Source organism: Anditalea andensis (assembly GCF_000714815.1).
GTDB lineage: Bacteria > Bacteroidota > Bacteroidia > Cytophagales > Cyclobacteriaceae > Anditalea > Anditalea andensis.
In genome coordinates this window covers 77398-91522 of the sequence record NZ_JMIH01000028.1, presented here as the reverse complement: position 1 = coordinate 91522, position 14125 = coordinate 77398, and the positions used below count along the sequence as shown (strand labels likewise).

The following is a 14125-nucleotide window of genomic DNA, read 5'->3' as shown; positions in this document are numbered from 1 at the left end:
AAATGTCCTTCCAAAGAAAAGTTAATCCTGATGGTTCTCCTAAAAAACAGCTTACGCCCCAACAGGCCAAGCTTAAGATAGCTTCTTTTTGTGCCTATCAGGAGCGCTGCCAGCAGGAGGTAAGGGACAAATTGTATAGTTATGGTTTAAATCCTGAAGAGGTAGAAAATCTCCTTTCCTATATGATAGAGGAGGGGTTTTTAAATGAGGAGCGTTTTGCGGTAGCATTTGTTGGGGGTAAATTTCGGATCAAAAAATGGGGCAGAAATAAAATTTTAAATGAGTTGAAAATCCGTAAAATCAGTCCCAACTGTATCAAGTCTGGTATGAAAGAAATCCCGGCGGAAGAATATTGGCAAACCCTACAGGGACTGGCGGAGAAAAAATGGGAAAGTATGTCTGATAAAAATGATTTCATCCGCAGCCAGAAAGTGTTTCGTTATCTGATGTCCAGGGGGTATGAAGCGGATTTGATACAGGAGGTTATAAGCAGGTTTGAGTGATATGGGTTAATATACTAAAGATTAGTAGTTTATTTATGAATTTGAAATTTTAGTAATGTCATTTTGATAGGGCATACTTTAAAGTACTTAATATATAACAATTGTTTTAAACTGATTTAGGGTTTTGTTAATTGTCTGCTATTTGCAGAACTACCCCCCCGTTTATACAAGTTAAATTTCAATAGTTACACTTGGAGCATGTGGTGTTTTACCTCCTATTTCAGCGCGTAAAGATCCTCCATTTCCCGTGGCACTATTTTCAGCACGTTGGCCAAGACTAGTTTTATCAGCGTACGTGAAGCCATATACCTGGAAAGATTGGCGATCTGGGCAAATTGATTTAAGGTAATATTAGGCTGATCAGTAAGCGCTTTCATCAAAAGCGTTTCTTTTTCACCATAGTTAAAAAAAACATCTTGCTCATGTTTTTGCCTTTTGATAATCTCCCAGACCTCCTTGCTGGCCTGAATGCTCCTATCTTCGACCCGAACATAGGATTTTTTTTTATTATCCTCGAGTATAAAATGTGGACGAAGATTACTTTTTTCTATCTGATATATCGCTACTCCCTTTTTTGCAGTAATAGGAAGTATCGCTTTCTCTGGCTGTAGGTTGGGTTTGATAAGGGATTTTATAGCCTTATCCAAAATGAAAATATCTTCTTCTATATATTTCTGTCCGCTTACAGTGCCATCATCATCTATGCCTATAAGTAAGTAACCGCCTTCAGTATTGGCCATAGCGATAATCTCCCTGACAATTTTCTCAGGATGGGCTACCTTTTTTTTGAATTCTACGTGAAGCCCTTCACCCATTTTGGCTAGCCTTGTTACTTCCTGTAGGGTCATTTTTTGTGTTTTTAATTGAGCAAAATACTGAAACCGCCCCTTAGACCGGCTGTCTGCGTGACTGTATAGTAGTCTACCATCCCTTCTAGGCGAAATCGGTAACCTAAATTTCTCGAATATCCGATACCTAAGGCAATATCACTGTCCCTTCCTATCAAACCCCTAACCCTCACAAAGAGAGGGTCCACCAGATATATTCGTGATCCTAATGAGGCTTGATTAGGTCGGTTATAATTAAATTCATATCCTGCTGAAGCACTAATCCAATATCTAAGGAAATAATGTGCTTCCAGACCGGCCTGATATCTTCTGATCACACCGGGAATATCTGTTCTGATAGCATCTGCCGCACCCGATACCATAAACGTCCCTTCTCCCTGCTGGGCTCTGGATTCCGTGAACGCAAATAGTGATACCGTGATAAATAATAGTAAAATCTTTTTCATAATAGATAAGCTTAAAAAGCTTCCTGTATCTGATACAAGTAGCATAATATATGATCGTTTGGTATTTAAATACTTTGCCTGGCCATGGTCTCAAGCCTGTTTTTTAATCCCAGCCATTCATCTCTCAACCGGGCCGCTTCCATAAAGTTCAGCTCCTTGGCTGCTTTCTCCATTTGTTTTTGTGTTTGACCTATCAGTTTTTCAAGTTTGTCTTTGCTCAAATATTGGACCACAGGATCTGCGGCTACCTGCTCTTCTGGGCTTAGCTCTACTTCATAATATTTAGAACCTTTTTTGCTGTCCGCTACCTTGGTAGAGCCCATTATTCTTTCGCGAGATTTAATCACAGTAGTAGGAGTGATACCATGCTCCTCATTATAGGCCATCTGGACGGACCTCCTTCTGTTGGTTTCATCTATGGCCATCTGCATAGAGTGGGTAATGGTATCTGCATACATGATTACTTTACCATTTTCATTCCGGGCTGCCCTTCCTATGGTTTGGACCAGACTCCTTTCATTACGTAAAAATCCTTCCTTATCGGCATCTAATATTGCCACTAAAGATACTTCTGGTAAATCCAGACCTTCTCGTAGGAGGTTAACTCCTATCAGTACATCAAAGATGCCGAGTCTTAATTCCCGCAGGATTTCTACTCTGTCCAATGGCTTAACTTCTGAATGGATATACCTGCATTTAATGCCCGTTCTTTCCATATATTTATTGAGTTCCTCTGCCATCCTTTTGGTAAGGGTAGTGACCAACACTCGGGCACCCGTTTGGATAGTTTGGTCTATTTCTTCGAGTAAATCATCTATCTGGTTGCCACTGGGCCTTACAAAAATAACTGGATCTAATAGTCCAGTAGGTCTAATGATCTGCTCTACTACTTCTCCCTCTGTCTGAGCTAGTTCATAGTCTGCCGGTGTAGCACTTACATAAATTACCTGATTGGTCAATGCCTCAAATTCCTCAAATTTTAAAGGCCTGTTATCCAAAGCAGAAGGTAATCTAAATCCATAATCGACCAAATTTACCTTTCTGGAACGGTCACCACCCCACATGGCCCTAACCTGGGGTACCGTTACATGGCTTTCATCTATGACCATCAGGAAGTCGTCTGGGAAATAATCTATAAGGCAGAAAGGCCTTGTACCTGGAAGCCTCCTGTCAAAATACCTGGAATAATTCTCCACTCCTGAGCAGTAGCCCAGTTCCCGTATCATTTCAAGATCAAATTCAGTCCTTTCTCTTAGCCTTTTAGCTTCCATGAGTTTCATTTCTTTTTCAAAAAACGAAACTTGAGACATGAGGTCATCCTGAATTTCATTAATGGCCACATCGATGACATCTCTTCCGGTGACAAATAGATTGGCTGGAAAAATAGAAATGCTCTTTTCTTCCGACTGTTTTTTGCCCGAGTCTGGATCTATGCGTTGAATGGATTCTATCTCGTCCCCCCAAAAATAAATCCTGTAAGCAAAGTCAGCATATGCCACAAATATGTCTACCGTATCACCTTTAACCCTAAAGGTTCCTCTAGTAAACTCGGTGTGCGTACGGCTATAGAGGATGTCTACTAATTTATATAAAAACTGATTTCGCGGTATTCTATCTCCCACCTCCATCCGGATCACATTTTTACCAAACTCTACAGGATTCCCTATGCCGTAGATACACGAGACAGAAGCTACTACTATCACATCCCTTCTTCCAGACAGTAGTGCAGAGGAAGCACTTAGCCGTAGCTTTTCTATTTCTTCATTGATCGATAGATCTTTTTCTATATAGGTGCCGCTGGTGGGTATAAAAGCCTCTGGCTGATAATAATCATAGTAAGAAATAAAATACTCTACAGAATTATTCGGGAAAAATTGTTTGAACTCGCCGTAAAGCTGGGCAGCTAAGGTCTTATTGTGGCTAAGTATAAGAGTAGGCTTTTGTACTTGCTCTATCACGTTGGCTATGGTAAAGGTTTTCCCCGAACCGGTGACACCCAATAGGACTTGAGCAGGATCTCCATTATTGATGGCGGAAGATAGTTTTGCTATGGCTCCAGGTTGATCTCCTGTAGGTTTGTAATCCGAAACAATTTCAAATTTCATGGACTTGTAGGTTTGTCATTGACTTGATTCCATAGTTTATGGATCAATGGATCATTTAGCTTCCTGATAATATGATGGTATTTACTTGTTTTAGGCTAAACATCCCATGATAACAATTTCAATACATAGAATAGTTTACACTTGACTAAATTTAATCCTTTCTAAGTTGTAATACAGATAATTGGTCCTCAAAATGATCACTAATAAGAGGGGAACTATACTGGGATGGAAAGATTGCCAGCCTAATATCCAGAAGACGACAGCAATATCAGCCAGTATCAGCGCAAATAAAAGATATTTTCTTACCCAGGGTTTTGGGGTTTTTAGGGCAAGTCCGTAAGCTAATGCCAGATGGACAGGAAAAGCCCAAAGGATGTTCCAGTTGTATAGCGTAGCCGTATGTTCAGTAATAAACCATAAAAAGGCAATCACAAATCCCATCAAACCCAGTATGATAAAGAATGCCATATCAAAACCGATAAAAAGTTTTTTTCTTTTATAACCTACAAAGGTGATGATAATGGCGGCAAATGCAACTACCCAAAAAAGGACGTATGGGTTAAAGATGCTCTGTTCTACTACTACAGGTGGAAAATCCAATATAGGCTGAGAAGGAGTCACGAGCGCTCTTGCCGGACCATCACCCACAATCTCTGCTCTGGCGAAAGCGGCTTCCATATAATCTGGTAGGAACTGTTTTTCCCTTTCCGATGCCTGTGTATCGATGACACTTCCTAAGGCCAGATCTATTCCTAAGTCAGCCCATGGCATATCATATACATATTCATCAATCAGATCTCGGAATGTCTTTTCCTGAAGATCGGCTGGGTCCTGCCATACGAGCTGATCCCCTATAGTCGCTTCTACTATATCCCTTATCCGGGTGGCGCAGTTATCGTAGAAAAAGTCATAACGGTAGTAAATATTTTCTGGACGGGCATTTTCGTTAAGAAGGGAAAGCATTTTAGCCGTCTGCTCTGGAGATAAGTTGAGTATCTGCTCCCGAATAGCTCTTTGCTCCAATTGGTAGTTATAGATAAATCTCTGATAGGTACTGAAACTAAGGTAATAATCCAATTTTCCCAAAGCAAAATTGCCATAGAAATTAGGAGCACCAAAATCAAAGGTGCCCCAATTAAACACCAGGTCATTTCCCGTCTCCAGATCTAACACCCTCAAGCCACTGTGTCCAAATGCGTTATAAAGCTCATCTCCAGGATCACAAGTTAGCAAACTGATCTGATAAGTCTGGGCATTTAAGGATGATGAGTAGCAGTTTAAACCAAAAAATAGTAAAATAACTATTTTATATATATATGTAGATTTCATAAATTTAGGTTGTACTTTTTTGAATATTTTTATGGCAGCTCTGTATGATTATAGGTCATCTGTAATTTCAGCACGAAAATACAAGATAACAGTTGCAATTATATTTGCAACGCTATTTAACATTCAACTTTCTTCAGCACAGGAAGAAAATGCATATAGGACCGTGGCCAGTGGCAATTTCCACAATCCCGCTATCTGGCAAAGGTATGCTGCAGGGCTATGGATACCTGCTACAGAAAAACCCACTAGGGGGAATGATATATACATTGAAAATCCACACCGGGTCACGATGACGCAAAATGAAGAGGTGAATAGCGTCTATCTAAATGCAGATGCTGGAGCCGAGCAAAAGCTGATTATAAATGGCAATGAAATAGAAGTGTTTGGATCTCTCAATGCATATTCAGGGTCAGCACCCGGAATTCCCCGGGGTTCATTCTTGGCTACGGACTGGATAGGTAACAGTATTAATAGTAGGCTCGTGTTTAAAGGAGGTTCCAGGGTGATCATATCTGCAGGTGCGTGGAGCGCCCAAAATACGAATAGTCGGTATACGGTAATTTTTGATCCGGATGATGATGCTGAGTTGATAGTAGAAAGACCCTTTAAAGCAAACCAATTTGTATTTAGGAACGGGACAGTAGTTCAGCGAATAATGGAAGGCGGGGAATGTTCAACATTTTCATTTAACACGAACTTTACCCAGTTTCCAGGTATATATGGGAATCTGGTCATTGAGGCAGGTGGTACTTTGATCAGTGAATGTAACAATCATATCTCTTTAAGAGCCGTTAACTCTAATACACCCTCTGCGCTTTTTGATGTAAGAGAGGGAGGAAGGTTAATCTTACGGGGAAATCAGCCCCAAATTCATGCTGCCGATGTCCGCTTTGATGGGACAGTGGTCTATGGTGGCAGCTCTGGAAACCAACAGTTTCTCACTTCAAATCTGGCTATGGTACAACGTCAATACAGGAACCTGCATTTTGAACATATGGCCAATAAAATCATGCCGCCTAACTTAACAGTAATGGGTGACTTTATCAGAGCCCCATCATCAGGACAGGTAGTGGACAATTCTACAGATTTGACCATTTCAGGACCATTTGACCAGATGATCATTGACCCGGACTTACATCCGACCCATATTACGGTAAATAAATCAGGAGGAATAGTTTCATTCCATCAGGACCTTAGGATTAAACAGCACTTCCAAATGCTTCAGGGAAGTATGGACTTTCTTGGTCAGAGCCTGTATTTTCCTACAGCTGCAGGTGGTACTTATACTTATACATCAGGCCGTTGGCTTAATTTAAATCAGGTAAATTATCTCAATACTCCTGAGAGCCTAAATGAAATAAATGCTTCATTTCCATTTAATGATGATGCTGTTAGTGGAATCAGGAAACTTAGTTTGATAGGAAATAGTGGTCACCAAGGATATCCTCTTGTCTTAAAATATGTACAAATCCCAGGGGTAAACTGGAATCCTGATTTTAGTGACCATGACCATACGCCCATCCTTTATAAAACCAACAGCTACTTCGAAGTAGTAACTGCACCCATCTCAGCCAGTCCATTAGAAATGATTATTGATGCTGATGAACTAATAGTACTAGATCCTATACACCTGAGGGTTGTTGGCAATGAGGGACCTGCCCCCGGGGAACATTTGGATGGAGTTGAATCAGGTAATCAGTTTTTAGCCCGGAGAACTTTATCGTTTTCGGCTCTTATAGACCAGACATTTGCTATTGGTAGTGTGGGTTTACCGTCCGTATTGCCTGCCGAATGGCTGCAATTGGATGCTAGAATAGTACATGAAGGAATAGTGCTTTCGTGGCTGGAAGAAAATGAAGATCCTGATGCTACATTTAAGATCAGAAGATCGTTTGATGATTATGTAAGTTTTCATGAAATAGATGAAGGCCATTTCCATAGCATTTTCGATGATAAGATGCGGATCATGTTTTTGGATAAGTCCCATTTAAAAACCGGATGGATTTATTACCAGGTGGAAAAACTAAGAAGTGATGGCAGTAGCAATAAAAGCCCAGTAGTTAAAGTCTTTTGGAAACAGGAGAAAAAAGGTATTTTTATTCTAAATCCGATACCATATGTATCAGGACCCTTGGACTTTAGATTAATTGAAAATATTAAATTGGGACAGGGATTTATAAGGGTATATGATAACAGGGGGTCAGTCCTTATCTCATTTGAAGGTGAACTCAACAATGTAGAAGATGCCCTTACTTTTAAGCTCCAACAGCTTCCCCCCGGTTTATATATGGTAGGGGTATTTACAGCTACAGAAAGACAGCTGATGAAGTGGATCAGGAAATAATAAATACTTACTCCATTGTCTATCAAGTAGAAATAAAGATCGTAAGTGTCGTCTTTTTATGATATAAAATGAAAATCCGGTATTATGCCTTTCTGGAAAATTAAAGTTAATTTATACTCAACTTCGGAAACCCCATTTCGTCCTCCACTTTTACAAACATCCAAATTTTGCCGTCTTTTGCACAATGTTTTACCGGTTTGTGGTGTAATACCGATACAGGGGAATCTTCCAGAAAATTCAAATCTTTGTCCAGTATTGTCAGATAAATCTTTAGTCCTTTAAACAAATAGGTCAATTTAAGATTAATCTCACAAAGCTCATCTCATCATCCATATTTTCAAACATCCAAATTTTGCCGTTCTTAACAAAATGAAAACCAGGTATATCCTGAAATTGGGGTAACTCTCCTTCTGCTTTCAATCGAAAGTCTTGGTCATATAAAGAAAGATAAACTTTGGCCCCAGTTTTTTTAGGATATCTTTCCGAAAAATCATCTTCAAATATCATTTCATAATGAAACCGGTAATACTGATTGTTTTCTTTATCCCATATAGGTGGAAGAAAAGAAACCTCACTATTGAGGCTCTTAAAGACATTATGGAATTCTTTAGGGTCTGATATTTCGGTAGGGTAGCGGTTTTCTTTTTCGGATTTGGTCAGATTATAGGCATAAGTATAATGGTGAAGACTGTCAGATTCCGGTTTGTAAACGTACAATTCACTAGAGATGCTGGAGCTGACTACCACATATTGGTTTATATTTTCTACATATATATTAGGGCTGTTAACGTCATATATTTGCCCATCATCATAGGTGATAGTGTACCCTTCCAGCTTTTCCAAGGTAGATACAGGGTAAGAATATAAAGTGCTGTCTAAAAGATTGAGTCTTCCAAATTCAAAGTTTTTTCCGGGAAATTCATTTATAAGTCCAAAAACATTTTCAGAGTCGGTAGGTATAATTGTTTCATACATAAAGTTTTTTCCTGTATCTGTTACTTTTGTTTTAATGTCAGTAAGATTTTTTAAAGACACTGATTTTTTTCCTTCTGAGTTAAAAATTTCTGGTGATGGCCAGCCTTTAAAGAATAAAGCATCTTCTCCCAAATGCACTATGCCTCCTCTTCCTTTATTCCCAATCCCGTTCGGTCCTTCTTTATCAAATATCTGCTTTGCTATCAGCTGAAGGTTATTTAGGTCAATAATTTCTAATGACGGTTCTTGTATATTCAAGTTATACAGTGTTTTGCCATCTTTCGAAACACAGGCTGTACTTAATTCCCAATTAAGAAATAAAAATTCACCTTTCGAATCCACCATCACTGTATCCATGAAAAAAGAGAGTTGGTTTAAATCCTTATTGCCTTCCGGATTTGTATGGCAAGAAGAAATTACAATCATCGTTGTTATGGCTAAAAGCAAGATTTTCATAAAGAGAAAGTTGGGATAATAAAAAGTTAAGCATAATTTATAAAAGAACTAATGTTTTAAAAAGATTTTTTTTGATCCAACAGTATATAAAGCTATTAAGATAATTATACAACTCACCCATCCAACCATTCTTTTAAAGCTCCCACTTTTTCCCTACTTACCAGAATATCATTATCGTCACATTGGCCCAGTTTTATCTTCAATCGGCTGTTAGAATAGGTATGGATTTCGGCGATGGAATCAAAGGAGGCGATGTATTTTCGGTTCAGACGGAAAAATCGCTTTGGATCCAGCCACTGATCCAGTTGGTCGAGGGTATAGTCCATAATATATTTTCTGCCCTCGTCTGTTTGTAGATAGGTGACTTTCTCTGCACTGAAGAAAAATGAAATTTCATCAACTGGCACGCTTTGGATTTTCTCTCCATATTTTACCAGAAATCTCGATTTATAATTGGCTTTTTGAGGTTGGAGTAAATTTTTTAGATCCGATATATCCAGTCTGCCGGATATTTGCCGGTTCTGAAATTTATGAATGGCCTTTTTCAGTTCCTCGGGATCCAATGGCTTCAGTAGGTAATCCACCGAATTCAGCTTGAAAGCCTTGATGGCAAACTGGTCAAATGCCGTCACGAAGATAATTGGGGTATCCACATGTACCTGCTCAAATATCTCAAAACTATGCCCATCTGCCAGTTGAATATCGCAGAATATAAGATCTGGGGCGACATGCGTTTCCAGCCAGCTCACGGCTGTACTGATGCTGTCCAGATGACCGAAAATCTTGGCTTCTGGAAGCAGATCAGCTAAAAGTTGCTTTAGTCTATTGGCTGCAGGCTTTTCATCCTCTATGATCAGTATGTTCATTGGGAAAGGTTTAATAAGGGGAGTTTTACTATAAATTGATTGTTCTCCTGTAAGATTTCCGGCTTTCTATGGCTCAGCAGCTCGTATCTGTTATTAATATTTTCCAATCCCACACCTGTAGTATCTTCCAATGGCCCTGACTTGGGTTGAAGGTCATTGCATACCCAAAGACTGTCGCCTTTTTGTTCAATGAAAATGTTTAAAGGAATTGCCATGCTGGCGATATTGTGTTTGACTGCATTTTCCAACAGCAGTTGGAGGGATAGTGGGGGAAGCATATACCCTTGGGTGCCATTTACAATGATCTTATATCGAAGACTGTCCTCAAACCTGATCTTCTGAAGGCTCAGGTAACTTTTTGCAAAGTCGAGTTCCTTATCAAGACTGACCAGTTCTTCCTGCTGTACGTCCAGCACGTATCTATATATTTTTGATAACTGTTGGATGAAATGGGCAGATTTATCTGCATCCTCATATACCAGGTTTGATAGGGCATTTAATGAGTTGAAAAGGAAATGAGGGTTCAATTGGTCTTTAAGCGATTGATACCTGCTGGCAATTTTTTCGGTTTTCAATTGCTCAGCCTCGATGGCAGCTTTTTTCCACTCCATTAGCCATGACCTTGTCACAAAAATGGTAATGATGATAAAGGCCACTCCTATGGCATACATAGTATTTTTAGCTACGATGTTCCATGGCATATTGTCTATTGTTATCCTATCAACCGAGATCAATATATAAAGCGCAATAAGGACATAACTGACGATAAAGGTGTAGATAAAATAAGTTGTTGCAGTAAGAACCAGCCGTCGGATGGGATATGCTATCCAAGAGATCTTATTTTCATAGTATAGATTTACATATTGTCCTCCGAAGCTCAGGGAACAGGACATCAGAAATGAAAAAATAAAATTATCCAGTATGGAGAGAAAGCCCTCCCAAGATGTGTAACAGGAGGGACATTGAGTGAAGGTCAAGGCTATGACAATAATCAGATTCAACATCAGAAATCTTCCGGCTGAATTAAATAAACCTGATTTGGGACTGTATGTACTTTTTACCATAATCTGGATAGGATTAGCCAATATGCATGAGGTAAAAATACATGATCTATTCATAAAAACAGATCATGTATCCGTATGTTGATGTTGATATTATTTACATCTTTTGGTCAGCTGCTCGGCCATTTCTTTTCCCCAGGTAGGGTTAAGGTTGTTTTCAGAGGCATTGGCGCCCTCCTGTTTATAAAGGTCCAGGCTGATACGGGCAAGTCCGCAGGCTTTTTCCGGACCCTGCCCAAAGTATTGTGCCATTCCATATTCCATCTGGGCCATCAGCATAAGGGGTCTGGGATTGCTCTTGTCCAGTTCGATGGCTTTACCGTAAGTCTGCATCACTTTAGGGGATAAGCTTTGGCCTCTTCGCTGAGGGTCAGCGCTGAGTCTGGCCATGATGATGAAACCATCCAGTGTCACTAGCTCCGAATTGGAAGGTGAAAGATCCGTGGCCTTCGAGAGGTGTTCTTTGGCTTTGGCCAGCAGGGCATCTTTGTCTATTACATTGCCAGGATGCTGTAGACTCATACGGGTATAGGCCAGCGCGGCATAGTATTGGGGCAGCCAGGCTTCCTGTTTCATTTCTCCTATCCTGGCAAAGGCATTGGCAGCGGCTTGAAATTCCTCCTGTGTCTTGGCTTGTCCGAGTTGCTCCAACTGGGAAAGCATGGCTTTCTCGTATGCAGGATCTATAGCCAGTGAGGCAGCGATAATTGATAGAAATAAGGCGAAAGTAAGGATGGAGTTTTTCATAGTTTGTTAAATTTATAAGTTATTTAATTGATTTGCTGTTTTGTCTTTGGAAAGCGTCAGAAATATTCCCAGAAAAATGAATCTGGGAGCTCCCTGTCTTATGGGTAGTGATTCAAATCTTCCGCTATCATTTGGAGCCGTACTGAACTGATGCCCAAATACATTGTCCCTTCCCAGCACGTTGGAGCAGGCGAGATGGATGATCAGGTTCGGTTTAGGCAGGTAACTCCAGCTGATACTTAAGTTCTGAAAGCTTTTGGTCTTGCTGTTCATTTCTCCCGGTGTATTGGGGTCAGTATAGGTATAGCCATCGTTTATAGTTAAGGAACTGCCAAGCTGGGATTTTAGGGCTGTGATAAAGTGCTTCACCACGATAGAACCGTTATGTCGGGGGGCAAACCCTGGCTGAACGGCTGTCTGAAATTGGGCAAATTTTCTCCTGCTCTCTATTAAGCTGTAGGTGATCCAAAAATCAGTGTTAGTAAGCGTTTTCTGATCCCGGTAGAAAAGATCAAATCCCTGGGCATAACCCTCACCTTCCTGTTGGATATTGGTTGGACTTCTGGGTATTCCTTCAAAAGTGACCAAATGATCATAACCTTTATAAAATGCTTCCGCTCTTAATGTCCTGCCCTCTTTGGAGATAAAATAATTGAGTATCAAGTGGTCAGCTTTTGTATTTTGTAGTTCTGGATTAATGACCCGCTGCTGCTCAAGCGGCAACTGGCTAAACTGGCCGGCGGCAACAGAAATCTGACCTTCGTTGTCAAACTTATATGCCAAAGATATCCGCGGATCCAGCCAGTATTCATCAGCCAAGGTACTGTAACCTGATCTCAGACCACCCCGGAAGACAAGTTTATGACTGATGTAATAGTCCAGTTCGGAAAATAGGTTGTACTGCTGATCCAGGTAATTTCGTTGTAAACCGTCTTCTAATACGGTCTCATTATAGTAATGAATATAGGTCTCAGCGCCTGTTTTCAGGGATACCCTGTCAGAAAAACTTTTCACTCCGGCCAGTTTTCCATGGGTCAGGCGGCTTTTTTGATTGACGTGTAATGTCTCCATCACAATCCGGTCATCATTATCTGAGTAGGAGAGACCCCCGTAGTATATCCACTCCTTTTGTCCGGTCTGCTTGAAAGAGGTTTGGGCAAAGGTATATTGGTTGTTTACTTTGATCAGCTGGCCGGGACCTTCTTTACCGGGTAGGGGCTGCCAAAGCTGCATGCCTCCAGCCTCGGAATGTACATAAGCCTTCACCATTCCGTTTTTCCCCCACTTTTGCCGGGCAGAAACTTCGGCATCCCAGCCATACGGACTTCTTTCCCAGTTAAAATGCTGGTTGATAAGCGACTGGTAGGGCGCTAGGTCAAAATAATTTACAGAAGCGGTTAGGCTGTTTTTGTCCCCCACCAGAGTTTGGGTATAGCCCATTCCTATAGACAGCAAACTGATGTCTCCCTGGTTTCTGATGGGATTATCTAATGTGTTCAGTGCCAATGCTGAAGAAAGTGCCTGGCCGTATTCGGCCGAATACCCACCGGTACTGAAAAATGAACCTTTGAATAAATTGGGACTGAACCGTGTTCGGGTAGGTACATTATTGGCGGTGGTGCCAAAGGCATTGCCCACTTTCATTCCATCTATAAAGATGGCCGTCTCAGAAGCATCCCCACCTCGGACAAACAGCCGTCCGTCATTTCCCACCGTACTGGTGCCGGGCAGTGTCTGAAAAGCAGCGATAATATCGCCCATGGCACTCGGAGTCGTTACTATATCTATAGGCCGGAGCACCACTGCTTTTTTCTCATCGGAGGCCTCCATGGCTCCGGCAGAGATGGTCACTGCCATCAGTTCATTAAAGGCTTCTTTAAGGGTGAAAATGTATTCTGACTGTAATGCTTCCATATCAATGAACTTTTCCTGCGTTTTGAATCCCATGCCCTGGATCACCAGTATGTGGTCTCCCTTTACACCGGTGGTAAAGATAAAATTTCCCTTTACATCAGTGGTAGTGCCATCATAGGTGCCTTTTAAATATACATTGACTCCCGGAATGGTTTCTCCTAAGATGGATTTTACAGTTCCTTTCAGAACCGTCTGCCCCTGGGAATGGATAGCGTAGATAAGTGTCAGTAGAAAAATAGTCAGAGTTTTCATGTGCTATTGTTTGATCCAAAATTGGGGATAAACTAAAGCCGATAAAATTAAAGCTGACCGAAGTGTAGAATTTTATGGATGGGTTTTAGAATTTGTTATATGGGATTTTTAAGATACCTATAAAGACTTTAAGTCACCAAGTATTAGGTAAGGGTCTTGGCCTGGCGGCCTTTATTTTACCTACAAAGTCGCAAAGTTTACCTCTTGTTGTCCTTATATTAGTTTTTCTATCTGTGCTTCTGTGTCGGGCTGGATCACAAATTTTGCCGCATAGACCTG

Annotated in this window: 11 protein-coding genes; 2 read left to right on the top strand and 9 right to left on the bottom strand. The window is 40.7% G+C overall.

All coding sequences use genetic code 11. The features are described 5' to 3' along the window. Nucleotides 1-2: 2 nt before the first annotated feature. The gene (locus EL17_RS19635) at nucleotides 3-503 is read left to right on the top strand and encodes a regulatory protein RecX (RefSeq protein WP_035078306.1); all 501 of its coding nucleotides are present in this window, start codon (nucleotides 3-5) and stop codon (nucleotides 501-503) included. A 215-nt stretch (nucleotides 504-718) separates the two neighbouring features. Here the strand turns inward: EL17_RS19635 and EL17_RS19630 are convergent, their stop codons facing one another. The 4 genes from EL17_RS19630 to EL17_RS19615 form a co-directional block, all read right to left on the bottom strand. Then, nucleotides 719-1351, bottom strand: a complete 633-nt coding sequence (locus tag EL17_RS19630) for an AlbA family DNA-binding domain-containing protein (protein ID WP_035078303.1) — start codon at nucleotides 1349-1351, stop codon at nucleotides 719-721. 11 nt (nucleotides 1352-1362) lie between these two features. Beyond that, entirely contained in the window at nucleotides 1363-1797 is a 435-nt protein-coding gene (locus EL17_RS19625) for a hypothetical protein (RefSeq protein ID WP_035078662.1), read from the bottom strand. Between the two features lie 65 nt (nucleotides 1798-1862). Further along, nucleotides 1863-3902, bottom strand: a complete 2040-nt coding sequence (gene uvrB / locus EL17_RS19620; protein WP_035078300.1) for an excinuclease ABC subunit UvrB — start codon at nucleotides 3900-3902, stop codon at nucleotides 1863-1865. Between the two features lie 135 nt (nucleotides 3903-4037). Continuing rightward, nucleotides 4038-5231: an Lnb N-terminal periplasmic domain-containing protein gene (locus tag EL17_RS19615; RefSeq protein ID WP_035078297.1), complete on the bottom strand. Its 1194-nt coding sequence runs from the start codon at nucleotides 5229-5231 to the stop codon at nucleotides 4038-4040. A gap of 31 nt (nucleotides 5232-5262) precedes the next feature. On the opposite strand from EL17_RS19615, the gene EL17_RS19610 reads away from it, so the two are divergent. Beyond that, nucleotides 5263-7575, top strand: coding sequence for a hypothetical protein (locus tag EL17_RS19610; protein ID WP_035078294.1), 2313 nt, complete (start codon nucleotides 5263-5265; stop codon nucleotides 7573-7575). Nucleotides 7576-7866: 291 nt separating this feature from the next. Here EL17_RS19610 and EL17_RS19600 read toward each other — a convergent pair whose 3' ends face one another. From EL17_RS19600 to EL17_RS19580, 5 genes are all read right to left on the bottom strand, one after another. Continuing rightward, on the bottom strand, nucleotides 7867-9006 hold the full coding sequence (locus EL17_RS19600) for a DUF4221 family protein (RefSeq protein WP_084166278.1): 1140 nt from the start codon (nucleotides 9004-9006) through the stop codon (nucleotides 7867-7869). A gap of 113 nt (nucleotides 9007-9119) precedes the next feature. After that, entirely contained in the window at nucleotides 9120-9872 is a 753-nt protein-coding gene (locus EL17_RS19595; RefSeq protein ID WP_035078285.1) for a LytR/AlgR family response regulator transcription factor, read from the bottom strand. Further along, nucleotides 9869-10936 (bottom strand): sensor histidine kinase, encoded by a 1068-nt coding sequence (locus tag EL17_RS19590; RefSeq protein WP_035078283.1) that lies wholly within the window; start codon nucleotides 10934-10936, stop codon nucleotides 9869-9871. Before EL17_RS19590 ends, EL17_RS19595 begins: the two co-directional genes overlap by 4 nt. A 90-nt stretch (nucleotides 10937-11026) precedes the next feature. Then, the gene (locus EL17_RS19585) at nucleotides 11027-11680 is read right to left on the bottom strand and encodes a hypothetical protein (protein WP_035078281.1); all 654 of its coding nucleotides are present in this window, start codon (nucleotides 11678-11680) and stop codon (nucleotides 11027-11029) included. Between the two features lie 12 nt (nucleotides 11681-11692). Then, nucleotides 11693-13846: a TonB-dependent receptor gene (locus EL17_RS19580; RefSeq protein ID WP_035078273.1), complete on the bottom strand. Its 2154-nt coding sequence runs from the start codon at nucleotides 13844-13846 to the stop codon at nucleotides 11693-11695. Between the last annotated feature and the right edge of the window lie 279 nt (nucleotides 13847-14125).